This is a genomic window from Limnobacter sp., assembly GCF_964228395.1.
GTDB lineage: Bacteria > Pseudomonadota > Gammaproteobacteria > Burkholderiales > Burkholderiaceae_B > Limnobacter.
Genome location: NZ_CAXQZX010000086.1, coordinates 1 through 21,977 on the forward strand (window position 1 = coordinate 1; position 21,977 = coordinate 21,977).

Sequence of the window (21,977 nt, forward strand, 5' to 3'; positions counted from 1 at the left end):
GTCGTGTTTGGCCTGCATCACCGCAAATTGTTTTTGCGGCCCGAATCCAAGCCACTCTTGTTGAATCACCCGTGCGCCGTACTGGGTCGCCAGTTCGGCGGTGCCATCTGTGCTGCCAGAGTCCACCACAACAATGTCGTCAGCCCACGCAACGCTCTGCAACGCCTTGCCCAATTGTTCGACGGCATTCAAGGTGATGAACACCGCAGATACCGGAATACTGTTGGCATGTGGGGGCTGCGGGGTAGTGCTCAAATTAAATGTTCCTGGTCTGTGTAAAATGATGCGTTTGCCACCCAGCGAGTGCGCTAGATGAAGCGTATCTTAATTGTTAAAACCACGTCCATGGGCGATGTCATTCACGCCCTGCCGGTTTTGCACGACATCCATGCCCACAACCCTGGTGTTTTAATCGACTGGATGGTCGAGGAACCCTTTGCCGACTTGGTTCGCGCCAATCAACACGTACACGACGTGGTGCCTGTGGCCTTGCGAACCTGGCGAAAGCAAGGGTGGCGGCACACCCTCGCTCAATGGAAAGCCTTGAAGTCCAGGCTGGCGGGCCAGCGCTACGATGCTGTCATCGACCTTCAGGGCTTGATCAAAAGTGCCTTGTTGGCCTGTGCGGCCCAGGGGCCGCGCATGGGGCCGGGTTTTGCTTACGCCAAGGAAGGGCTAGCTGCCTTGTTTTACAGCCGCCGCGCCGGCTGGGATCCCAAAGCCCATGCGGTTGAGCGGTTGCGGGAGCTCTCTGCCTTGTTGTTGGGTTACCGTTTGGCAGGCCCACCGGTTTTCTACCAAGCCCAAGCGAACAAGCCTTTGGTGCCTGCTGGGCATCTGGCAAAAATCTGGTTTTTGCATGCCACCGCACGGGATGAAAAAAAATGGCCCGTGGTGTATTGGCGGGAATTGGCTCATCGCTTCTCAGACCTTGGCTACACCATTTGCCTGCCCTGGGGAACAGAGGCTGAGCATGGGCAGGCCCAGGCCATTGCAGCCAATATTGCCCATGTCGAGGTGTTACCAAAAATGACCTTGGCGCAACTGCGCGAGCGCATATCCACTGCGGCCTTGGTGGTGGGCGTAGACACCGGCATCACCCACCTGGCGGCGGCGCATTATTTGCCCATGGTGGCTTTGTTTTTTGCCACGCCTGCCTGGCGGTTTGCGCCACGGTTTAACCCACACGCCATCAGCTTGGGCGACCTGGATCGCATGCCCTCGGCTGCTGAGGTGTTTGAAGCCTCGTCCAGGCTGCTCAGAGGCAACAAGCTGTGAGGCCATTTCTTTTTTTCTACAGCCTGGTCTTGTTGATCTTGCAGCCTGTATTGGCGCTTTATTTGCTCAAGCGCGCGGTGCGTCAGCGTGCCTACTTGAGCGGTTGGGGCATGCGGTTTTTGGCACGTGTGCCCGATTTGCGTGGCTCAAACACCGGTTCAAACACCGGTGTTCGGCGGATTTGGGTGCACGCCGTGTCTGTGGGGGAGTCGCATGCAGTGTCTCCTTTGGTGAAACACTGGCACAAGGTGTATCCCAACGACCAGTGGGTATTTACCTGCACCACGCCCACCGGCATGGACACCTGCAAATCGCTTTACGCGTCTCTGCCCGGGGTGCAGTTTGCTTATTTGCCCTACGACTTGCCGTGGTTGGTGAGCCGGTGTATTCGGCGTTTAAATGCAAGCGCGCTTTGGGTGGTCGAGACCGAGTTGTGGCCCAACCTGTTTTTAAAAGCCAAAGCCAGGGGTTTGCACACGGCTTTGTTGAATGCCAGGGTGTCGCCCACCACAGGCAAGCGGCTCATGCAGTTGGGTGCAATAGCGCGCCCCGTGGTGCAAAGCTTGGGGGCCTTGCTTGTACAAACCCCAGCCGATGGTGAGGTGTTTGCTGCCTTGGGCCGCGCGCCAGACGGCGTGCATGGCAATTTGAAATTTGATGTGGCCCTGCGCCCCGATTTGGCCAGCAAAGGCAAACAATGGCGAGCGGCCATCCATGCCCAGCAAGTGCTGTTGTTCGCCAGCAGCCGAGAAGGCGAGGAGGCTTTGTTGCTGGACGCGCTAAACCGCACCCAGTTTTTTAAGCGCATGCCCGGGGCTTGCGTGTGGATTGTGCCCCGTCACCCCCAGCGTTTTGATGAGGTGTTTGAACAGATGGTGCAGGCAGCCACCCGCATGGGCGTGGCCAGGCCTTTGCGGCGCAGCACTTTGTTCGCAGAGCAGGCTTCAGGCGCCGTGGCGCAGCCCAGTGCACCACTGGGTCAGCCCAGATTGGTGCTGGGTGATTCCATGGGCGAGATGCCTGCCTATTACAGCGTGGCGGATCTTGCCTTGCTGGGGGGCTCGTGGTTGCCTTTGGGCGGGCAAAACCTGATTGAAGCCTGTGCCTATGGTTGCCCGGTGTGGATGGGTCCACACACTTTCAATTTTGCCAAGGCGGCGCAAGATGCTTTAAGCGTGGGGGCGGCTCGGCGGTTTGAGCACATTCAGGCCGCTTGCGAGCAATACTTGGCCCAGCACGGAGAGGTCGACGCCTCGACCAAGGCGGCCTTTGCCTATGCACGAAGCCATCGCGGTGCAACCCAGCGCAGCTTTGACACCCTCAGGGCTTTGTTGCCCCCAGGCTGATTTGTGTCAGGGTTTCGGCACTCAGTTGCCCCACCACGGCCTGAAGACGGAGCAATGCCGATAGGCTTTGGTATTGCGCGCGCGACAAATCGCGTTCAATCGCAGACAGTTGTTGCTGTGCGTTGAGCACGTCGATGTTGGAGCGTACGCCCACCTCGTAACCTGTGCGATTGGCTTGAAGCGCCAGCAAGCTCGATGCTTTGGCCGTTTGCAAGGCACGCACTTGGCCCAGGCTGGTGTTCAGCTGGAGGTAAGCCGCTTGGGCTTGCTGCTGAGCTTGGCTTACGCTGAAGTCGAGTTCACCTTTGCTTTTTTGAAGCATCGAGGCCTGTTGCTTAACACGGGCTTGCGTGCCACCCCCGCTGAAAATGGGCACATTTAAGACAAGCCCAAAGGTGGTGTTGTCGACCCCGATGTCAAAAGGCCTGCCGGTGGAGGCATCGAAAACTTGCTGTTCTGTGTCAACCACCTGGGCGGTGAAGTCCAGGGTGGGCAAATGCCCATAGCGAGATTTATCGACCTCACGCCGTGCGATTTCAAGACCCAGTTGGGCCTGCAACACCTCCAGGTTGCTTTGCCTGGCCGCCTCTCCCCATGCCTTGGGGTCGTTGGGCATGGGTGGCGCCAGCGTGAAGGCTGGGCTGAGAGGCTGTAGCCGGTCTGCAGGTTGACCGATCAGGGTTTGCAAACCCAATTGGGCCACCGCCAGGGCGTTGTTGGCGGCTAGGGCTTGGGCGGCAATCAGGTCGAAACGGGCTTGGGCCTCTTGTTGATCGGTGATGGTCGCATTGCCGATCTCAAAATTCTTCTTTGCAAATTGAAGCTGCTCCACCACAGCCTGCTCTTGGGCGGCCAGGCTGCGCAGGTCATCCTGTGCAGCAAGTACGGCAAGGTAGGCATCGGCCACGCGAAGAATCAGGTTCTGCGAAGCGCTGCGCAGCCTCAGTTCACCTTGCTCGGCCAGCAAGCGGCTTTGTTGGTAGCTGGCCCAGGCTTGGGGTCGAAACAGCGCTTGGTTTAGAACCAAAGCGTAAGTGCCGGGGTTGCGCTTTGCCTCAATGTTTTGGCCAAAAGCCTGGTAGGTGTTGGTTTGTTCTTCCAGGCGGGCACTGGCCGACACTTGGGGCAGCAGCGTGGCCAAGCCCAGCGAGGGCAGTTGTGCGTCGGCCTGCGCCTGTGCTTGGGCGGCCCGGTATTGAGGGTCCTGTAGTTGGGCGAGTTTAAGGGCTTCCAGAAGGCCCAAGGCTGCGGTGTCGGCTTTGGCTGGGGCGTGCAAGTTGCCAAGCAACACCGCGGCCAGCATCAAGGCAGAGGCGCGCAGCACACTGCGGTGCATCGGTTGCCGTGTGGCGCTAGTAAAGGGGGCAGGCGGGGTCAACATCGCGGGACCAGGCATCAATGCCACCTCGCAGGTTATACAGTTCTTCAAAACCCTTGCTTCTCAAAAACAGGGCCACCTGCTGGCTGCGCACCCCATGGTGACAAATACACACCACAGCGCGATGGGTAGGCAGTTGTTCAATACAGCTTGGCACCTGGGCCATGGGCAGATGCAGGCTTCCTTCGATTCGGGCGTGCTCGAATTCCCAAGGCTCGCGAACATCCAGCAACACAGGTGCCTCGTTGGATGGTTTGGCCAACCATTGCGCCAGCTCGGTGGCTGACAGTTGAACAATGCCCGAGGCCATTCAAATAAACACGCTTTAAAACACAAACGCGCTGGGTTGGGGCGCGTTCTGCAGGGGTTTGGCCAGGGTCTCGAGTAAAGGTTTGGAGATGGCTTGGCCATCGGGCGATTTGCGTGCCAATACAAGCTGCATCACTGGGGCGGTGCCCACGATGACCAACAAGCGACCACCGGGCTTTAGGGCGTCCAGCAGTGTCTTGGGCATGGCGGGGCTGGCGCCGCTCAGCACGATGGCGTCGAATTGCCCAAGCGTTGGAGCCAGCGCAAAACCACAGCCATCAATCACTTTGATGCGGGTCACACCTTCTTTTTTCAAATTGGCGCGGGCCAAATTGGCAATCTCGGGGTTAATTTCGATGGTTGTGACGTGCGCGGCTTGTTGCGCCATTAAGGTGGCCATGTAGCCCGTGCCCGTGCCAATTTCAAGCACTTTGTCTAGAGGCTTAAGCTCCAGGTCTTGCAGCATGCGAGCTTCCATTTTGGGGCTCAACATGAATTCGCCGGTGTCTTGGCCATTGATGCGGATGGGCAGGTCGCAGTCGGTGAAGGCCAGTTTTTGCAGTTCGCTAGGCACAAATCGTTCTCGCTTGATCGCGCCGAGCAGGTCCAAGACCTGCTGGTTTAATACGTTCCAAGGGCGAATTTGCTGCTCGATCATGTTGAAGCGGGCGGTTTCGAAGTCCATTTGGGTGTGCTCAAGCGAAGAGGGTTGGGGCCAAGGCCCTTGAAATAGCTCGCCATTTTAGCAAATTTAAACCCGAGGGCGGCCCTTGGGCCAGCGGTTTACTCCGCTTGGTGTTGTGGGCGGCTTAGGCCGTTGAGCACCATTTGGATGTGGGCCTCAATGTAGCGCAGGGGGTTGGTGTCTATACCGCAGCACACATCCATGGTGCGTTTCCAGATGCCAAGCGTCACCAATGGGGCGCACAACACTTTGGCGGCATATTCGGTGTCAATCTCGTTGAATTCACCGCGTGCCACGCCGCGTTGCAAAATAGATTCCAGGTAGTCCCACCACGGCTTGACCACTTCGTCATAGAAAAAACGAGCCAGATCCGGGAAGGCGTTGGCCTCGGACAGCACAATTTTGGTGATGGCGCTCAATTTGGTGGAGCCGTATTTCAGCCACCACAGGTGGATGGCCTCTCGAATCAAATTGGCTGCGCTTTTGTCGGGTTCTTGCAGGCGTTTGGCTTCTTCAACAATGGGGGATACATGCTCTTTGACCACAGCCTTGAGCAATTCCTCCTTGTTGGAGTAATACAAGTAAACCGTGCCCTTGCTCACGCCAGCGCTTTTTGCCACGTCTTCAAGGCGGGCGGCAGAGAACCCCTTCTCACTGAATATGGTCAGTGCTGCATCCAGCAGTTCTTGGGGTCGCTCTTGCTTGCGCCGGGTCCAGCGCGGTTGAATAGTCTCCAGGCATTGCTTCATGCGTCTTGTTTCATGTCGTTATTATTCGATATAACCTCACTATAGTGGCTCATTCTTGAACGAGTCAACGGTGGGGTCATCACCAAGGCCGGCGTTGAGTTGTAGAATATGGCGATTTGGTTAATCCTGGAATTTCGGAGAATTCAGCATGTCTATGGCCGACCGCGATGGCTTCATTTGGTTTAACGGCAAACTGGTGCCGTGGCGAGAAGCCCAAATCCACGTGCTGACGCACAGCTTGCACTACGGCCTGTCCGTGTTTGAGGGCGAGCGCGCCTACAAAACTGACAAAGGTCCGGCCATTTTCAGGTTAAAAGAGCACACGGATCGCCTGTTCAACTCGGCTCACATTTACCGCATGGCCATGCCTTACACCCGCGAGCAAGTCATGGAAGCCTGTTGCGAGGTGGTTCGCGCCAACAAGCTCGACTCTTGCTACATCCGCCCCATCGCCTTTTACGGGTCCGAAAAAATGGGTGTGTCGCCCAAGGGTGCCAAAACCCATGTGGCCATCGCGGCTTGGCCGTGGGGCGCTTACCTGGGCGAAGAAGGCCTTCAAAAAGGCATTCGCGTTAAAACATCCTCATACGCCCGCCACCATGTGAACGTAACCATGGCGCGCGCCAAGTTCGCGGCCACCTATGCCAATTCCATTTTGGCCAACATGGAAGCCACGCAAGACGGCTACGACGAAGCCCTGCTTCTTGACGTTGACGGCTTTGTGGCAGAAGGTGCAGGCGAAAACCTGTTCATCGTCAAAGACGGTTGCATTTACGAACCTGAAATTGCATCGGCTTTGGTGGGCATCACACGCTCAACCATCATCAGCCTGGCCCGCGAAATGGGTTTGGAGGTCAAGTCCAAGCGCCTCACCCGCGACGACATTTACATCGCCGATGAAGCCTTCTTCACTGGCACGGCCGCCGAAGTGACCCCGGTTCGTGAACTGGACAACCGCACCATTGGCGCAGGCACTCGTGGTCCAATCACTGAAGAACTACAGACGCGGTACTTTGACGTGGTGTATGGTCGCAACGAGAAGTACGAACACTGGCTGACCCGGGTGTAATCATGATCACCGACAAACAAGTAAAAATTGAGACTGTGGAGTTGGATGGCGATCAACTGCCGGCTTTTTGCCCCAACCCCGCCATGCCCGTGTGGAATCACCATCCCAAGGTGTTTCTGGATGTGAGCAAGACCGGGAAGGCGGCCTGCCCATATTGTGGCACGGTGTACAAGCTCAAGCCCGGTGCCAAGGTCCACAGCCATTGATGTTGAGCAGGGTAGGGCGCGCATGAAGATTTTGCTGGTGGCGCCCAACTGGATTCGCGATGCGGTCATGAGCCTGTCGCTGGTGCAGGCGTTGGCCCACAAATACACCGACAGCGTCAGCGGGCAGACCCCCGATATCCATGTGTTGGCACCGCACGCCACCGCCCCTGTGTACCAATTCACCCCGCATGTGAGGGCGGTACAAGTGGAGCCCTTTGCCCATGGCAAGTTGCAGTGGGGGCTGCGCAAGCGCGTTGGCAAGGCTTTAAGCGGCCATGGCTTCGACCTCGCCGTTGTTCTTCCCAACTCGTTGAAATCGGCCCTTGTGCCATGGTTTGCTGGCATTGCCCAACGCGTGGGCTACGATGGCGAACTGCGCCGTTTGGTGCTTACCCAAGCGCTGCCCAAGCCCTCTAAAACCAACAAGCCGCCCATGGTGGAATGGTATGGGCAGCTTGGCGGGTTTGGGGGAGATCAACTGCAAAACCCGGTCTTGCGGGTGGAGCCAGGCTTGCAGCGTCAGGCCTTTCACGAATTTTCTGTGTCGGCGGGTTTTCTTGGTTTGGCCCCTGGGGCAGAGTTTGGTCCGGCCAAACGCTGGCCTGCTGCGCACTTTGCAGCCGTGGCCGATCATTATTTGCTCTGCAACCCTGGGCAGCAGGTGGTGCTGTTTGGCGGACCCAAAGACCGTGAATTTTCCGATCAAATTGTGTCTTTGCTGCCCCAGGCGGTTCGCTCCAGGGCGTTGGTGTTGGCAGGGCAAACCACTTTGGCGCAAGCCATTGCGCTTATGTCGGGGGCGGGTCAATTGGTCACCAATGATTCTGGCCTGATGCACGTGGCCGCAGCCTTGGGCGTGCAAGTGCATGCGGTGTTTGGCTCCAGCAGCCCCAAACACACGCCGCCGCTCCACCCGCAGGCCAAGGTGTATTACTTAAGCCTGCCGTGCAGCCCGTGTTTTCAACGCGAGTGCCCCTTGGGCCACACCGATTGCCTGAACAAGCTGAAGCCTGAAATGGTGATCAGCCAATTGGTGCGTGCACCCGGCGCGGTATGATTTGATTTAAACCTTTATTGGCAGGGCCCTTGCGGCTGCAAACATGCGCGATTACATATTGACCATTTCCTGCCCCGACACCACGGGCATTGTTTACAACGTCAGCAAGTTTTTATTTGACCAACAATGCAACATTTTGGATTCGGCGCAGTTTGGTGACGAGTCCACGAATCTGTTTTTTTTGCGCGTGCATTTTGCGCTGCCCGCAGCCAGTACCCTGACAGAAAAAGACCTGCAAGCCTCGTTTGGCACCGTGGCGCAAGCCTTTGACATGCGCTATCAGTTTTTTGATGCCCGAGTCAAACCCAGGGTGTTGCTCATGGTGTCCAAGTTTGGTCATTGTTTGAATGACCTGTTGTTTCGCTGGAAGAGCGGTCAATTGCCTTGTGAAATCCCGGCCATTGTGAGCAACCACCAAGATTTTGCCTTGTTGGCAGCTTCTTATGGTGTGCCTTTTTACCACTTGCCCGTGGCTTCAGACAGCAAAGACAAACAAGAAACCCAAATCCGGCAAATCATTGAGCGTGAGCGGATCGACCTGGTGGTGTTGGCGCGTTACATGCAAATTTTGTCGCCTGCGCTGTGCAAAGACTTGCTTGGCAGGGTCATCAATATTCACCACAGTTTTTTGCCCAGTTTTAAAGGGGCAAAACCTTATCAGCAGGCTTTTGATCGGGGTGTGAAATTGATTGGCGCCACGGCGCATTACGTCACATCCGACCTCGATGAAGGGCCGATCATCGAGCAAGATGTGGCGCGTGTGGACCATTCTCTCACCCCCGACGAGTTGACCGCTCGCGGGCGCGACACGGAGTGCATGGTGCTGGCACGTGCCGTAAAATGGCACTGTGAGCATCGGGTCGTGCTCAATGGCAACAAAACTGTGGTTTTTCAATAAGGGACACCCATGCCCAAGGTGATTCATACCTCCCCCCAAGACATCGAACAGGCGTTTTACGACGCCCTGGAGGCCGCTGATCTGGAGGCCCTCATGGACCTGTGGGCCGATGACGAGCATGTGGTTTGCATACATCCCGGCGGGCCGCGCGTGGAGGGGTATCATGACGTGCGAGATTCCTGGAAAGAAATTCTGTCGGCCGGGGCACTCCAAATTCGCGTGGTGCCGGTGCATCGGGTTGAGGGCGTGATGGTGGCTGTGCACAACATCGTGGAGCAGGTTGTGATGAGTTCTTCCCGTGGTGAGCCCCATGTGGTGCAGGTCAATGCAACCAATGTTTATCACAAAGGGCCAAGCGGCTGGAAAATCGTGATGCACCACGCCAGCCCTGCCATGGATGTTGAAGAAATGGCCGACGACGATCTTTCTGATTTTGACCCGCAGCCCACGCTGCACTAGCGGGGGTTGTCTGCTGTGGTTTACCGTCCTCCCTGGTGGCTGCCCGAAGGGCATTCACAAACCATTGTGTCGGCCCGCTGGGCCAATAAGCCGGCCGTGCAGTACCACCGCCAACGCTGGGACACGCCCGACGGGGATTTTATCGACCTCGATTTTACAGAGCCCGCCCAGCAGGCCGCGCAAAAGCGCACCCTGTGGGTGCTGTTTCACGGCTTGGAGGGTTGCTCGCGCAGCCACTACAGCCTCGCGCTGATGAACAAAGCCCATCAGGTGGGCGCCCTGGGTGTGGTGGTGCACTTTCGGGGTTGTTCTGGCGAGAACAACCGTTTGCCCCGTGCGTACCATTCTGGCGACTCCGCTGAAATGGATTGGGTGTTGCGCCGCCTGCGTGCCAAGTTGCCCAGCGTACAACACATGCATGTGATGGGTGTTTCACTGGGGGGCAATGTACTGTTGAAGTGGTTGGGCGAGCAGGGGGCAGCTGCCGCCACTGTGCTGAGTTCCGCAGTGTCTGTGAGTGCCCCAGTGGACTTGCTGGCGGGCGCGCATTCCTTGGCGAAGGGATTTAATTTGTTGTATACCCGCATGTTTTTGTCTACGTTGATACCAAAATCGCTCGATAAGGTTCGACGGTTTCCGGGTTTAGGCGATCCACAGGCCATCGCTTCATGCAAAAACTTCTTTGATTTTGATAACCGGGTAACTGCGCCCTGGCATGGCTTTGAAGACGCAGAGCACTACTATCGCGTGTGCTCGTCCAAGCCCTTGCTGCCACATATTGCGGTACCTACCTTGATGGTGCATGCCCAAAACGATCCGTTTATGAGTGGTCAGCACCTGCCCGCTGCCAAGGATGTGTCGCCCCTGGTGGAGTGTTTGTTCACCCGGCATGGTGGCCACGTGGGTTTTGCGCAGGGCCATGGCCTCAAGCCCGGCCTGGATTGGTTGCCGCGCCAGTGCGAAGTATTTTTTAACCGCCATGGAGGTGGGGCGCATGGATGATCTGGTTGAACAGGCGCTTGCTCGCTGGCCCAATGTGCCTGCCATTGCCGGCTGGTTAAAACTGACCTCGCAAGGGCAGTGGTTGCTCACAGGCCCTGTGCCTGAAGGTTTAACCATTGGCAACGCCCGCATTTTGAATTTCATTGCCCGCAATTATGCTTGCGAACCCGATGGGCGCTATTACTTCCAAAACGGCCCTCAAAAAGCCTATGTGGATCTGGAATACACCCCTTGGGTTTACCATCTGCATGGTCTGGAAGGCCAGGGCCTGTTGCTGTGGAGTCACACTGGGCTGTTGTGTTGGCCCGATGCCCTTTACCAAGATGAACAGGGACGGGTATTGATTCACACCCAGCTTGGCATTGGCCTGCTGCACAGTGCGGATGTGTCTATTCTGGTTGAGCAAGTCACTGAGGTGGGCGGTGTTTTGAATCACCGCGCCAGGTGGTGTGTGCCCGAGGTCGACCCACACACCTTGCTCGACACGCGCATTCGTCTCAGAAAAGACAAGCGTTTGCCAACCGGCGCGCGTGACCTTGCGTTAACTGTGCAAATGCTGGAGTCTTCGATGGTGGCTCTGCAGTTTCGTTTTCAACCCAACCCAAAGACAGACGCGTGAATAAACCCAAATTCCAGAGGGGTGCTTCGGCCATGGCCTTGTTGGCCTTTGTGCTGTTTGTGGCCCTGTTGTATGTGTTGTACAACCAGTCGGGCGTGAGCAAATGGCTCAGTAGCCCCGCCACCGATGCCACGCCGCGTGTGGTTCAGCCACGTGGCGATTTGTCGGCCACCGAAAACAGCGTTGTGGAACTGTTCGAAGTGTCCAAGGGCTCTGTGGCTTACATTTTTACTGAAAGTGTACAGGGGCAGTTGTTTTTCAGGCGCATTGCCGAGGGCACCGGTTCAGGCTTTGTGTGGGACGAGCAAGGCCACATTGTGACCAATGCCCACGTGGTGCAAGGCGCCAATCGCATTCGTGTTCAACTCGATGATTCCGAGCCGCTGCCTGCCCGTTTGGTGGGGCTGGCGCCTTCGTACGACCTGGCGGTGGTGCGTTTGGTGAGTGCACCCAAAAACCTTCGTCCCATCCCTGTGGGCACCAGCCATGACCTTCGGGTGGGCCAGTCTGTGTATGCCATTGGCAACCCGTTTGGTTTGTCCAAAACCCTCACCACCGGGATCGTGAGTGCGCTGGAGCGCACGCTGCCAGTGAGCAATGGCCGCGAAATCCCGGATGTGATTCAAACCGATGCAGCCATCAACCCCGGTAACTCGGGCGGTCCTTTGCTGGATTCGGCAGGGCGCTTGATTGGTGTGAACACAGCGATTTTGTCCCAAAGCGGGAGCTCTGCTGGGGTGGGCTTTGCCATTCCAGTTGACCTGGTGAACCAAATTGTGCCGCAGCTGATTGAGCGAGGCTCCATGCCCAGGCCCGGCATTGGCATTGCCGTGGCCGATGAAGCCATGGCACGCCGGCTGGGCATCCGCGGCGTGGCTGTCATGGGTGTTGAGCCAGGCTCGCCAGCCGATGAGGCGGGTTTGTTGCCTTTCGATTTGCAGGCCGGGGTGGTGGGCGACATTATCATCGCAGTGGATCGCAAGCCTGTGGCCAATGTGCTTCAGTTGTCCAAAGCCCTTGAGGCCGTGGGCGTGGGTGGCACGGTGCAGTTGCTGGTCATGCGGGGCGACAACACCCGCGAAGTGGCTGTGCGCATCATCGACCTGGAGCGTCGTTGAGCATGAGCCAGCTTGTGGAGCTCAACCCCGCACGCCGATTTGGCGGGTTGGACCGTCTGTATGGCGATGGGTGTCGTGAATACCTTCTATATCATGCCAGCGCCATGGTGGTTGGCTTAGGGGGGGTAGGGTCTTGGGCGGTTGAGGCCCTGGCGCGCAGTGGGGTGGGGCGCATTACTTTGGTTGATTTCGACCATGTGGCTGAAAGCAACATCAACCGGCAGATTCAAGCCAGCGACTGCACCCTCGGGCTAGAAAAAACCCAGGCCCTGGCCCAGCGAATTGGCGAGTATGCCCCCGATTGCAAGCTGACCCTGATTGATGCATTTCTGGAGCCATCGAATGCGCAGGCCCTGTTTGACGATTTGGCCAGCCAAGCCAATGCGAGCCCTGTGGTCCTGGACTGCTGCGATCAGGTGCAAGCCAAAGTCGCCATGGCTGTGCAGGGCAGGGCCAAGAAAATTCCGGTGTTGGTGGCGGGCAGTGCAGGTGGAAAGCGCCAGCCTTGGTTGGTGCAGCCTGCCGATTTGCGCGATTGTATCAACGACCCTCTGCTGGCCAAATTGCGTTACCAGTTGCGCAAGCACCATGGTTTTTCGCGTGACAAGCGCATGAAGGTGCCCGTGTTTTATTCTCAGGAAGCCGTCACGCGCAATGCCTCCTGTGCGCCCGAGGCTGGGTTGAATTGCGCCGGTTACGGGTCTGTGGTGTCAGTCACGGCCACCATGGGCATGCAGATGGCGGCTTGGGCGTTGGGGCATTGGGATAAAGCCAGGCTTAAACTAGGCCCGTCTGAATAAGTCACCAAACAGGTCTTCCGCTTTTTCTACTTTTGGAGCAACCACGTAAGCGCAATAAGGCTGCATGGGGTTGTTCTCAAAGTATTCCTGGTGATAGGCCTCGGCCGGGAAGTAGTTGCTTAAAGGCGCCACTTCTGTGACCACTTTGTTGGCGTAGATTTTTCGGCGTTCCAGGTCTTCTATAAAAGCTTGGGCCGTGTCGTGCTGATCAGCGTTGTGGTAGTAAATCACCGAGCGGTATTGCGGGCCCACATCATTGCCTTGGCGGTTTAATGTGGTTGGGTCGTGGATGGCAAAAAACACTGCCAGTATTTTGCGGTAGGTGATGACTTCGGGGTCGTATTCCAGGCGCACCACTTCGGCATGGCCACTTCGGCCCGAGCACACTTTGTCGTAGTTCGGGCTGGGGTCATGGCCGCCGCTGTAGCCCGATTCGCATTTCAAAATGCCTTTAAGCTGCGAATAAACCGCCTCCAGACACCAGAAACACCCTCCGCCCAATGTGGCTTGTTCTTTTTTTGCTGACATGGTGATGACTCAATTGTTTGTATTCCCACAACCATCAAGTGAAACGGGAAGTGGAACCCAAGTCAAGCCCCGCGGTCTGAATTTGCTGGGTCAGGCATTGTATACTCGGGCCCAACCATCACAACTTTAAGGAGATTATTGTGATTTCTACCGCGTTTGCACAATCTGCAGCCGGCGGCGCCGAAAGCGGCCTGTTGAGTTTCCTGCCGCTTATTTTGATGTTCGGTGTGTTGTATTTCTTGGCCATTCGCCCTCAAATGAAGCGCCAAAAAGAGCACAAAGCCATGGTTGAGGCCTTGCAAAAGGGCGACGAAGTGATTTCCTCCGGTGGATTGCTGGGCCGCATCACCAAAATCAGCGACGCCTACATCACCTTGGAAGTGGCCGAGCTGGCTGACAAACCTGTGGAAGTGGTTGTGCAGCGCGCTGCTGTGCAAAGCCTGTTGCCCCGTGGCACCCTGAAAGAAACCCGTTGATCGCTTTGCCATGAACCGATACCCCCTCTGGAAGTACCTGTTGGTTGCCCTCACCTTGGTGTTGGGCGTGTTGTACACCCTGCCCAATTTTTATGGCGAAGCGCCAGCCGTACAGGTTTCCAGTGGCAAGTCCACCCTCAAGGTGTCTCAAGACCTGGCCGACCAGTTGGCCAGCCAGTTGAGCAACCAAGGGCTTGCGCCCGATGCCGTGTTTTACGAGCAAACTTTGGGCGGGGGCACCATCAAGCTGCGATTCAACAGCCCCGAGCAGCAGCTAAGAGCCCGCGATATTATTCAGCAGCGTTTGAATCCCAACGAGGCTGAGCCCGATTACATCGTGGCGCTCAACCTGTTGTCCAAGTCGCCTGACTGGTTGACCAGCATCAATGCCTTACCCATGTACCTGGGTTTGGACCTGCGCGGTGGTGTGCATTTTTTGCTGCAGGTGGACATGGATGCCGCGCTAGAAAAGCGCAAAGACGCCCTGTTGACTGACGCCAAACAAACCCTTCGAGAAGAAGATATTCGCTACGCCAGCGCCAACCGCAGCCCTGCTGGCTTCGTCTTGACGTTCCGCGATGAGGCAACCCGCGCCAAGGCGCAAACCCTGATTGCCAGAAACTCCCCTGATTTGGTGTTGTCGATTCCCGAGAATGACAGTCAATTTACCTTGAACGCAGGCTTGGCAGACAATGTGGCCCAACAGGCCCGTGAATATGCGCTGCGGCAAAACATCACCACCTTGCACAATCGAATCAACGAGTTGGGCGTGGCCGAGCCTGTGATTCAGCGCCAGGGGGCAGACCGCATCGTGGTGCAGTTGCCCGGCGTGCAAGACACCGCCAAAGCCAAAGATATTTTGGGCAGAACCGCCACGCTGGAAGTGCGTTTGGTGGATGACAGCCCTGAGGCCATTTCTGCGCTGAGCAACGGCGTGGTGCCCTTCGGTCTAGAACGCTACACCGAGCGGGGCGGGCGCGATTTGCTGCTCAAGCCCGAGGTGATTCTAACGGGCGAAAACCTCACCGATGCGCAGGCTGGGTTTGACAACCAAACCCAAGAGCCTGCGGTTCACCTTACCCTGGATAGTCAGGGCGCACGTATTTTCCGCAACATTACCCGCGACAACATTGGCAAGCGCATGGCCATTTTGTTGATCGAAAAAGGCAAGGGTGAAGTGATCACAGCGCCCGTGATTCGCTCTGAAATTGGTGGTGGGCGCGTACAAATCTCAGGCAGCATGAACACCGTCGAGGCGGCCGATTTGGCTCTGTTGCTGCGCGCAGGTTCACTGGCTGCACCCATGGACATCATTGAAGAACGCACCATTGGTCCAAGCCTGGGGGCTGACAACATCAGCAAAGGTCTTAACTCCACGCTCTATGGCTTCATCGCCTTGGGTGTGTTCATGATGATTTACTACCTGTTGTTTGGTGTGTTCTCGGTGTTTGCCTTGGCTGTAAACGTGTTGTTGCTGTTTGCCTTGCTGTCGGTGTTGCAGGCCACGCTCACCTTACCCGGTTTGGCAGCGGTGGCGCTTACTCTGGGCATGGCGATTGACGCCAACGTGCTGATTAACGAACGCATTCGTGAAGAGCTGCGTGAGGGCGCCAATCCGCAGCAGGCCATTGCCACGGGTTACGACCGTGCCTGGGCCACCATTCTGGACTCCAACATCACCACCCTGATTGCTGGCTTGGCCCTGTTGATTTTTGGTTCGGGTCCAGTTCGCGGTTTTGCAGTGGTGCACTGCTTGGGCATTCTTACCTCCATTTTCAGTGCGGTGGTGGTGTCTCGAAGCGTGGTCAACCTGTGGTACGGCCGCAAGAAAAAGCTGGAGTCCATCAGCATTGGGCAAATTTGGCGCCCCGGGGCGGCCGCCGTGCCAGCTCCAAAAAAATCCTGACCCAAGCGCAAGAACAAACGATCGAGTAAAACATGGAACTGTTCCGAATTAAAAACGATATCCCGTTCATGCGGCATGCCAAGTTTTTCAATGTGATCTCCTTGATCACGTGTTTGGCAGCGGTGTTCTTTTTGTATGCCAAGGGTTTGAATTTCAGCGTGGAGTTTACCGGCGGCGTGTTGGTGGAGGCCCGCTACAGCGAATCTGCCGAGCTTGAAAAAGTACGTGAAGCCTTGCAGGCCCAAGGCATTGCCGAGCCACAAGTGCAAAACTTTGGCACCTCGCGCGATGTGCTGATTCGCCTGGCGGTTAAAGACCTGCAGGGCGGTGTTTTGGGCAACGAAGGCAAGCTGAATCAAGAAGCCATGGTCAGCGAGGTGTTGTCCAAGGGCGGGCCCGGTGTTCAGGTGATGCGGGTTGAATTCGTGGGGCCACAAGTGGGGCGCGAGTTGGCTGAAAACGGCCTGATCGCGCTGCTGATTGTGATTGGCGGCATCATGATTTACTTGGCCATGCGCTTTGAATGGAAGTTTGCTGTGTCGGCCATCATCGCCAACCTGCATGACGTGGTGATTATTCTCGGCTTTTTTGCTTTTTTTCAGTGGGAATTCTCGCTCGCTGTGTTGGCGGCTGTGCTGGCGGTGTTGGGTTATTCCGTGAACGAATCTGTGGTGGTGTTTGACCGCATTCGAGAAACTTTCCGCCGGGTTCGCAAAATGAGTGTGCCTGAGACCATTGATAGCGCCATCACGAGAACCATCTCCCGAACCATCATCACCCACGGCTCCACTCAGATCATGGTGTGTTCGATGCTGTTTTTTGGTGGGCCCACTTTGCATGGCTTTGCTTTGGCCTTGACCATTGGTATTCTGTTTGGAATCTATTCTTCCGTGTTGGTGGCCAGCCCGCTGCTGATGTGGTTGGGCTTAACCCGTGAAGACCTGGTCAAGCCAGTGAAGAAAGACAAAGAGTTCGAAACACCCTGATCGCCCCAATAACATGCAGCTTCGACTGGTGAGGTTTTGTGGATAATCCCAAAGAGCTTTCCCCGCTACCCAAGGGCGAAGTCGAGCTAGGAAAACCGCTGCCCTTTGCCATTTACGATCAGCAAGGTACGCTGTTGTTGGCTGCGGGGCAGACCATTGCTACATCAAAACAACTGGATGAGTTGTCTGGCAAGGGTTTGTATCACAACCCGCGGTGGGCTACACCGGCCTACGGCAAGCAGGCCTTGGGCACGGTCAAACCCGAAGCCGGGGGGGTAAAGACCAGCTATGTCAAAGCCCAGGTTGAGGACCCCTCCGAGACCGGTATCAATTTGCGAATGATTGCCCAAACCGGCGGGGAGGCTTTCCAGGTCAAATTGGTTGGCACCTACGGTCGCGAGGCGTTTGTGGTCACCCACCCGATGCGGGACGGCAAGTGCGTGTTTGTCAAAGAAGGGCAACTTTGGGATTTCAAAAGTTTTTTTGGTCTGTCCATGTACAAGTTCACCGCCATGGTGGACAAAGTGTTGTTGTCCCCCCACCCGCTGTTGGTGATGAGCTGGCCCCAGCCGCAGCAGTTTGAAGCACGCGCTGTGCGAACCACCCGCAGGGTCAATTGCGAACTGCCTGCTGTGGTGCGGCACCCCAGGCTGGGCGAACCTTGCAATGGGATCATCGCCAATATGTCCACTGGTGGAGTTGAGTTTAAAACACCGGTGAACGGGCCTTTTGAAGTGGGCCAGGTGCTTAGCCTCAGCTTCCAGGCCCTGCTTGCCGATCGTAAATTTGTGCTTGAGCTACAAGGCAAGGTGGTGTCTCTGGGGGTGCAGGCAGAGTTGCGCTCCTTGGGCATCTCGTTTGTTGAGCTAGACAACACGGCATTTGCAGCCATACACGCCTATGTGTACGACCGCCTTACTCATCGCTTGGGTTCACCTTTGTACTTGCCCAACTAAAACGCGGCCAACTTACATGGGGGCGATCAGGCTGGGTAGGCGAACGCGCTGCAGTTGATCGTCCTTGCTGAACAGTCCGACCCAGGTGATTTGGGTTTCCATCCACACGCCGTTAAAGCCAGTTTGCACCTCGGGCTTGACCTCAATTTTTAAGCAAATGGGGGGGCCTTGGGTCCAGTTTTGCAGCACGCTGGCCTTCAGCAGATCCGTTTTTCCCAAGGGACCGGCCGCCAGGGGGGCGGGTTTTTGCGCTTTGCAGGTGTATCCGCGCTGCTTGGCCAGTTGCTCCATTTCTTTTTCAAATTGATTGGCCAGTTTTTGCATGCGTTCAATCACTTGGCCTCGAGAGGCTTCAGGGCCCAGAGGGGCCACGTGGGCAGCAAACACGTTGTTTAAGTCGGTGGCCACCACCGCGGCTTGTTGCTTCTCCGCGTTGTCTGTTGAAATGGCGATGGCGCTGGTCATCGACTTGGCATACAGCGTGGCGCCAACTGACAACACGGCCATCGAGACAAGCACCTCAAGCAAAGTGAATCCGCTTTGTTTATAGGCCCACATTTTTTCTTTTCACCTTGTTTCGTTGAGCGCCATCCCCAGTCCCGCCTTCTTTATCGTCACTGTCGGCACCCCGTCCACTGCCTTGCTGACTGGAAGTGGTATTGCTGTTGTTGTTCCTCTTTTTCTTTCTGGCTGGGCGGGCGGCTCCGTTCTGTTGTTGCCCAGCGGTTGCTTGGGGTGGTGGTGGAGATTTTTCGGGGCGGTATTCGTCCCCTTCGAAGGCGGTTAGAACCACCGAGCGTGTGGTGCAGGCGCTGTGATCACGGTTGTTGGTGCAGCCCAGGCTACCCAGGATCTCGAAGGTGAGTCGAAAGTTTTCTTCGTCCAGGGGCTCATTGCAGTCGTAGGGTGCCATGATCCCCCGGATTGCAATGTATTGATCCCCCTCGGGCGTGGGCAGTGTGAGAATGGTTTTGGTGGGTTGGAGGTCATCGGGCAGGGGGTTGCCCACCTTGCATTCCAGCGCCACGGCAGGGTCGTTTTTGTACCTTTCGATCAGCTCAGCCAGTTGATCAAGGTCGTTTAACAGGTGATTGCCATAGCGCAAGCCCGACTGCATCAGTTGATTGGCCACCTCAATTCGCGCATTCGTGGGGGCGTGGTAGGCATCCATATTGGCTTTGATTGCCGTGCTTGCTCCTGCAATGGCCGCAAAAGCGCCCAGAAGGGTGCTGATCAAGATGCCAATCATGCCCGCTTGGCGTTGAATTGCAGCAGCTTTGATGGGGTGGTGTTGCATGGCGGGGCTCACAGGGTGGTGACCCGGGTGTCATTGAACAACTGGATGATTCGGTTTTGGATCACCTCTGGCGCCCCGGGTTTGGCAGAGCGCACGGTGAATAGCGCAATCCAATACACAGCGCTTTGTGGCTCTGTGCTGAGCACGCTGTCGCAATGGCGCGAGTAATCCGTGGTGATCTCATCCATGGTGCTGGCCTTGAATTTGCACAACGCCAGGCTTTGGATCACAAAGTCTTTGGCGCTGTGGAGATTTTCCCAAGCGTTTTCGCTGGTGCAAAACGAGTGCAGGCCAAACGTGCCCAAGTTGACCTTGCTCAAGGTGCGTTGTTGCATCACACCGTTGTGCAAGCGAAAGCCCCGCACTTCAATGCTGGCCAATGCGCCGTTGCCCAACTGGGTGGGTAGGGCCAGGCACAGATTGTTCTTCTGGGATTGATATGGTTTGCAACGCCTGGCTTGATCATCCAAATGGCAAATTTGAATGCCCTTGGCCTCGCCGGCGGCGTCCAGGTAAGCGCCGCCCCGGTTGACGTGGCTGCCAAACAGCTCCACCAACCGCGTTAATTGATTGACCTGCTCGTTGCTGGAGGCCAGTGGCGCTGAACTCGAGGTGTATGTGTAGGCGCTTAGGCCACTTGAAATGAGCAAGACCAGCAAGCCAGAAGCGATGATCATGTTGACCATGGAGGCCCCGGTCTGTGATCGTTTGCTGTTATTCCACATAACGCAAAACTCCGTTGCCGATCCCATCCAGGGTGATGTGTGCATGAACACCTCGGCTGGACAATTCGATGGTAGAGGCGGATTCCGCTTTAAGGCTTCCAGAAATGCCTTGGAAGAGCAGGGTGAGTGGTCGATTGATGGTCAAAGAGTCAATTGTCTTTTCCGCGATTTTTACCTGCCGGGTGTTGGGGCCATTGGTCGTCTCAAACCACAATGCGCAGCCTTTCAGCAGGGGGTCGTTTTCCAGTTCCAGCATCAACTGGACTTGTTCTTTACCCAGTGGCTTTAAGCCAAGGCGTGCCTGGCACTCGGTGCTCGAGGCCAGGGCCCGGGCGCTTTGAACGTAGCTCACCAGCGTTGCGCTGTTTTGCTTGAGCTGGATCATGGCCATCTGCCTGTTCAATGCTGGCAAACCTGCCGCAACCGTGATGGCCGTGATCATGAGCACCAGGCTCAACTCAAGCAGGGTGAATCCCTTAGCCATGACCCAGGCACTCCTTGCTGGTGCTGTTGCCTTTGTCGTCCGTGGTGGCATAACTTAAAAAACCAAGATCGCTGCTGACCTGCAACTTGGCACATTGCTTTTTGGTGGCCCCGCTGGGTGACTTTGCACTTAACTCGGCATGAAAGGCCGAGTAGGTGGCCTGTGTAATGCGGATGTTGAACTGTTCAAGCTCTGCAAACACGAGTGTGTTGTCGGTGGCCTCACCTTTGGCTTTCAGGCGTTCTGCATAGCGGCCGTAGGTTTGGCGGTGTTGTTGTTGTGCCAGGGCCAGTTTGGAAGCGGTGTCCCGCATCACGCGCAAATTGGTGTTGTGTGTGCTGGACTCGTATTGTGCAAAGCCAAATGAGGCAAGCACGGCCATCACCGCCATGGCAATGATGAGTTCCAGCAGGGTGAGGCCATGCTGCTTGTCCATACCAGCACCAAAATGTTTTACACAGTGCTTAGTATGGTTACGCAGCGAGGTGGGTTCCTGCCCTGCTCGGGGTAGCCCGGTGGGTTGCCCCGCCATAGGCGGGGCGCGTTAAAAGGTGATCCAATCGCTTTTTATATGCGCTTGGCCAGTTTGGAAGCCATACCAATGTAGCTGGCCGGGGTCATGGCCAACAGGCGATCTTTTTCGGCTTGCGGCAAATCCAATTGAGCAATAAAGGTCTGCAGCGCTTCTTGGGTGATGCCCTTGCCACGGGTGAGTTCTTTGAGTTGCTCATAGGGGTTGGGCAAGCCATGGCGGCGCATCACGGTTTGCACGGGCTCTGCCAGTAGTTCCCAAGCGTTATCGATGTCGGCAGCAATGGCAGCCTGGTTAACTTCCAGTTTGCCCAGGCCGCGCAGGCAGCTTTCGTAGGCCAGCACCGAGTAACCAAGGCCAACACCCAGGTTGCGCAGCACGGTGGAGTCGGTGAGGTCGCGTTGCCAGCGAGAGATTGGCAATTTTTCTGCCAGATGTTTAAGCACTGCATTGGCCATGCCCAAGTTGCCTTCGGCATTTTCAAAGTCGATGGGGTTGACCTTGTGCGGCATGGTGGAGGAGCCCACTTCGCCAGCTTTCAGCTTTTGCTTGAAGTAGCCCAGGGAGATGTAACCCCAAATGTCGCGAGACAGGTCAATCACGATGGTGTTGGCCCGCGCCATCGCGTCCATTAGCGCAGCAATGCCGTCGTGCGGTTCAATTTGAATGGTGTAGGGGTTGAAGGTCAGGCCCAAACCTTCGATGAGTTTGCGGCTTAGGGCTTCCCAGTCAAACTCGGGGTAGGCTGACAGGTGGGCATTGTAGTTGCCCACGGCACCATTCATTTTGGCAGGCAATTCAACAGTTTCGATGGCGTGAATCGCCCGCTCCAGGCGGTGCACCACGTTGGCGAATTCTTTGCCCAGCGTGCTGGGGCTGGCTGGTTGGCCATGGGTGCGGCACATCATGGGAATGTCGGCAAACTGGTGGGCATAGCCGCGCAGCACGCCCACCAATTTGGCGAGCGTTGGCACCAGCACTTGTTCGCGGGTGGCCTTCAACATGAGCGCATGGCTCATGTTGTTGATGTCCTCAGAGGTGCAGGCAAAGTGAACAAATTCGGCGGCTTTTTTTAGCTCTTCATCGGCTTGAAACTTTTCTTTTATAAAGTATT

Annotated in this window: 27 protein-coding genes; 15 read left to right on the forward strand and 12 right to left on the reverse strand. The window is 56.4% G+C overall.

Going from position 1 to position 21,977, the window contains the following annotated elements:
* On the reverse strand, positions 1 to 255 hold a 255-nt coding region (locus ACEQU8_RS07030), incomplete at its 3' end, for a glycosyltransferase (RefSeq protein ID WP_370262536.1).
* A gap of 57 nt (positions 256 to 312) precedes the next feature.
* Between ACEQU8_RS07030 and waaC the strand changes: the two genes are divergently transcribed.
* Together waaC and ACEQU8_RS07040 are read left to right on the forward strand one after the other, a co-directional pair.
* Positions 313 to 1,278, forward strand: a complete 966-nt coding sequence (gene waaC, locus ACEQU8_RS07035) for a lipopolysaccharide heptosyltransferase I (RefSeq protein ID WP_370262537.1) — start codon at positions 313 to 315, stop codon at positions 1,276 to 1,278.
* A complete protein-coding gene (locus ACEQU8_RS07040) occupies positions 1,275 to 2,624 on the forward strand; it encodes a 3-deoxy-D-manno-octulosonic acid transferase (RefSeq protein WP_370262539.1) in 1,350 nt (449 codons plus the stop codon). Before waaC ends, ACEQU8_RS07040 begins: the two co-directional genes overlap by 4 nt.
* On the opposite strand, the gene ACEQU8_RS07045 is transcribed toward ACEQU8_RS07040, so the two are convergent.
* The 4 genes from ACEQU8_RS07045 to ACEQU8_RS07060 all read right to left on the reverse strand — a co-directional run bounded on the left by ACEQU8_RS07045 (position 2,599) and on the right by ACEQU8_RS07060 (position 5,745).
* On the reverse strand, positions 2,599 to 4,020 hold the full coding sequence (locus ACEQU8_RS07045) for a TolC family outer membrane protein (RefSeq protein ID WP_372521234.1): 1,422 nt from the start codon (positions 4,018 to 4,020) through the stop codon (positions 2,599 to 2,601). The two genes, ACEQU8_RS07040 and ACEQU8_RS07045, sit on opposite strands and share 26 nt — an antisense overlap.
* On the reverse strand, positions 3,977 to 4,312 hold the full coding sequence (locus ACEQU8_RS07050) for a rhodanese-like domain-containing protein (protein WP_370262542.1): 336 nt from the start codon (positions 4,310 to 4,312) through the stop codon (positions 3,977 to 3,979). Before ACEQU8_RS07050 ends, ACEQU8_RS07045 begins: the two co-directional genes overlap by 44 nt.
* A 15-nt stretch (positions 4,313 to 4,327) precedes the next feature.
* Positions 4,328 to 4,996: a protein-L-isoaspartate O-methyltransferase gene (locus ACEQU8_RS07055; RefSeq protein WP_370262543.1), complete on the reverse strand. Its 669-nt coding sequence runs from the start codon at positions 4,994 to 4,996 to the stop codon at positions 4,328 to 4,330.
* Between the two features lie 98 nt (positions 4,997 to 5,094).
* The gene (locus ACEQU8_RS07060; RefSeq protein ID WP_370262544.1) at positions 5,095 to 5,745 is read right to left on the reverse strand and encodes a TetR/AcrR family transcriptional regulator; all 651 of its coding nucleotides are present in this window, start codon (positions 5,743 to 5,745) and stop codon (positions 5,095 to 5,097) included.
* Positions 5,746 to 5,893: 148 nt separating this feature from the next.
* Here ACEQU8_RS07060 and ACEQU8_RS07065 point away from each other — a divergent pair, with 148 nt between their 5' ends.
* The 9 genes from ACEQU8_RS07065 to ACEQU8_RS07105 are packed head-to-tail and all read left to right on the forward strand — an operon-like array spanning position 5,894 to position 12,973.
* The gene (locus ACEQU8_RS07065) at positions 5,894 to 6,814 is read left to right on the forward strand and encodes a branched-chain amino acid transaminase (RefSeq protein ID WP_370262545.1); all 921 of its coding nucleotides are present in this window, start codon (positions 5,894 to 5,896) and stop codon (positions 6,812 to 6,814) included.
* A 2-nt stretch (positions 6,815 to 6,816) separates the two neighbouring features.
* Positions 6,817 to 7,020 (forward strand): zinc-finger domain-containing protein, encoded by a 204-nt coding sequence (locus tag ACEQU8_RS07070; RefSeq protein WP_370262546.1) that lies wholly within the window; start codon positions 6,817 to 6,819, stop codon positions 7,018 to 7,020.
* A 22-nt stretch (positions 7,021 to 7,042) separates the two neighbouring features.
* On the forward strand, positions 7,043 to 8,077 hold the full coding sequence (waaF, locus tag ACEQU8_RS07075) for a lipopolysaccharide heptosyltransferase II (RefSeq protein ID WP_370262547.1): 1,035 nt from the start codon (positions 7,043 to 7,045) through the stop codon (positions 8,075 to 8,077).
* 43 nt (positions 8,078 to 8,120) lie between these two features.
* Positions 8,121 to 8,975 (forward strand): formyltetrahydrofolate deformylase, encoded by an 855-nt coding sequence (purU, locus tag ACEQU8_RS07080; protein ID WP_370262549.1) that lies wholly within the window; start codon positions 8,121 to 8,123, stop codon positions 8,973 to 8,975.
* A 9-nt stretch (positions 8,976 to 8,984) separates the two neighbouring features.
* A complete protein-coding gene (locus ACEQU8_RS07085; RefSeq protein WP_370262550.1) occupies positions 8,985 to 9,434 on the forward strand; it encodes a nuclear transport factor 2 family protein in 450 nt (149 codons plus the stop codon).
* A 15-nt stretch (positions 9,435 to 9,449) separates the two neighbouring features.
* On the forward strand, positions 9,450 to 10,436 hold the full coding sequence (locus tag ACEQU8_RS07090) for a hydrolase (RefSeq protein WP_370262572.1): 987 nt from the start codon (positions 9,450 to 9,452) through the stop codon (positions 10,434 to 10,436).
* Positions 10,429 to 11,055 carry a DUF2946 family protein gene (locus tag ACEQU8_RS07095; protein WP_370262551.1) on the forward strand — a complete coding sequence of 209 codons (627 nt, stop codon included), beginning with the start codon at positions 10,429 to 10,431 and terminating at the stop codon, positions 11,053 to 11,055. Before ACEQU8_RS07090 ends, ACEQU8_RS07095 begins: the two co-directional genes overlap by 8 nt.
* Positions 11,052 to 12,173, forward strand: a complete 1,122-nt coding sequence (locus ACEQU8_RS07100) for a S1C family serine protease (protein WP_370262553.1) — start codon at positions 11,052 to 11,054, stop codon at positions 12,171 to 12,173. Before ACEQU8_RS07095 ends, ACEQU8_RS07100 begins: the two co-directional genes overlap by 4 nt.
* A gap of 2 nt (positions 12,174 to 12,175) precedes the next feature.
* Positions 12,176 to 12,973, forward strand: coding sequence for a ThiF family adenylyltransferase (locus ACEQU8_RS07105; protein ID WP_370262554.1), 798 nt, complete (start codon positions 12,176 to 12,178; stop codon positions 12,971 to 12,973).
* On the opposite strand, the gene msrA is transcribed toward ACEQU8_RS07105, so the two are convergent.
* Positions 12,956 to 13,501: a peptide-methionine (S)-S-oxide reductase MsrA gene (gene msrA, locus ACEQU8_RS07110; RefSeq protein WP_370262556.1), complete on the reverse strand. Its 546-nt coding sequence runs from the start codon at positions 13,499 to 13,501 to the stop codon at positions 12,956 to 12,958. The two genes, ACEQU8_RS07105 and msrA, sit on opposite strands and share 18 nt — an antisense overlap.
* A gap of 134 nt (positions 13,502 to 13,635) precedes the next feature.
* On the opposite strand from msrA, the gene yajC reads away from it, so the two are divergent.
* From yajC to ACEQU8_RS07130, 4 genes are read left to right on the forward strand one after another with little or no spacing between them, the layout of a single operon-like run.
* Positions 13,636 to 13,977: a preprotein translocase subunit YajC gene (gene yajC, locus ACEQU8_RS07115; protein WP_370262573.1), complete on the forward strand. Its 342-nt coding sequence runs from the start codon at positions 13,636 to 13,638 to the stop codon at positions 13,975 to 13,977.
* A gap of 10 nt (positions 13,978 to 13,987) precedes the next feature.
* The gene (secD, locus tag ACEQU8_RS07120; RefSeq protein ID WP_370262557.1) at positions 13,988 to 15,883 is read left to right on the forward strand and encodes a protein translocase subunit SecD; all 1,896 of its coding nucleotides are present in this window, start codon (positions 13,988 to 13,990) and stop codon (positions 15,881 to 15,883) included.
* Positions 15,884 to 15,915: 32 nt separating this feature from the next.
* Positions 15,916 to 16,869, forward strand: a complete 954-nt coding sequence (gene secF, locus ACEQU8_RS07125) for a protein translocase subunit SecF (protein ID WP_370262558.1) — start codon at positions 15,916 to 15,918, stop codon at positions 16,867 to 16,869.
* A gap of 38 nt (positions 16,870 to 16,907) precedes the next feature.
* Positions 16,908 to 17,825: a PilZ domain-containing protein gene (locus tag ACEQU8_RS07130; protein ID WP_370262560.1), complete on the forward strand. Its 918-nt coding sequence runs from the start codon at positions 16,908 to 16,910 to the stop codon at positions 17,823 to 17,825.
* Between the two features lie 12 nt (positions 17,826 to 17,837).
* Here ACEQU8_RS07130 and ACEQU8_RS07135 read toward each other — a convergent pair whose 3' ends face one another.
* From ACEQU8_RS07135 to purB, 6 genes are all read right to left on the reverse strand, one after another.
* Entirely contained in the window at positions 17,838 to 18,383 is a 546-nt protein-coding gene (locus ACEQU8_RS07135) for a prepilin-type N-terminal cleavage/methylation domain-containing protein (RefSeq protein ID WP_370262563.1), read from the reverse strand.
* Positions 18,370 to 19,122 (reverse strand): hypothetical protein, encoded by a 753-nt coding sequence (locus ACEQU8_RS07140; protein ID WP_370262564.1) that lies wholly within the window; start codon positions 19,120 to 19,122, stop codon positions 18,370 to 18,372. The genes ACEQU8_RS07135 and ACEQU8_RS07140 overlap by 14 nt, the downstream gene beginning before the upstream one ends.
* An 8-nt stretch (positions 19,123 to 19,130) precedes the next feature.
* The gene (locus ACEQU8_RS07145) at positions 19,131 to 19,847 is read right to left on the reverse strand and encodes a hypothetical protein (protein WP_370262566.1); all 717 of its coding nucleotides are present in this window, start codon (positions 19,845 to 19,847) and stop codon (positions 19,131 to 19,133) included.
* A complete protein-coding gene (locus ACEQU8_RS07150; protein WP_370262568.1) occupies positions 19,837 to 20,331 on the reverse strand; it encodes a Tfp pilus assembly protein FimT/FimU in 495 nt (164 codons plus the stop codon). Before ACEQU8_RS07150 ends, ACEQU8_RS07145 begins: the two co-directional genes overlap by 11 nt.
* Positions 20,324 to 20,767: a type IV pilin protein gene (locus tag ACEQU8_RS07155; protein WP_370262569.1), complete on the reverse strand. Its 444-nt coding sequence runs from the start codon at positions 20,765 to 20,767 to the stop codon at positions 20,324 to 20,326. The genes ACEQU8_RS07150 and ACEQU8_RS07155 overlap by 8 nt, the downstream gene beginning before the upstream one ends.
* Positions 20,768 to 20,898: 131 nt before the next feature.
* The coding region (gene purB, locus ACEQU8_RS07160) for an adenylosuccinate lyase (RefSeq protein WP_370262570.1) at positions 20,899 to 21,977 on the reverse strand (1,079 nt) is incomplete at its 5' end.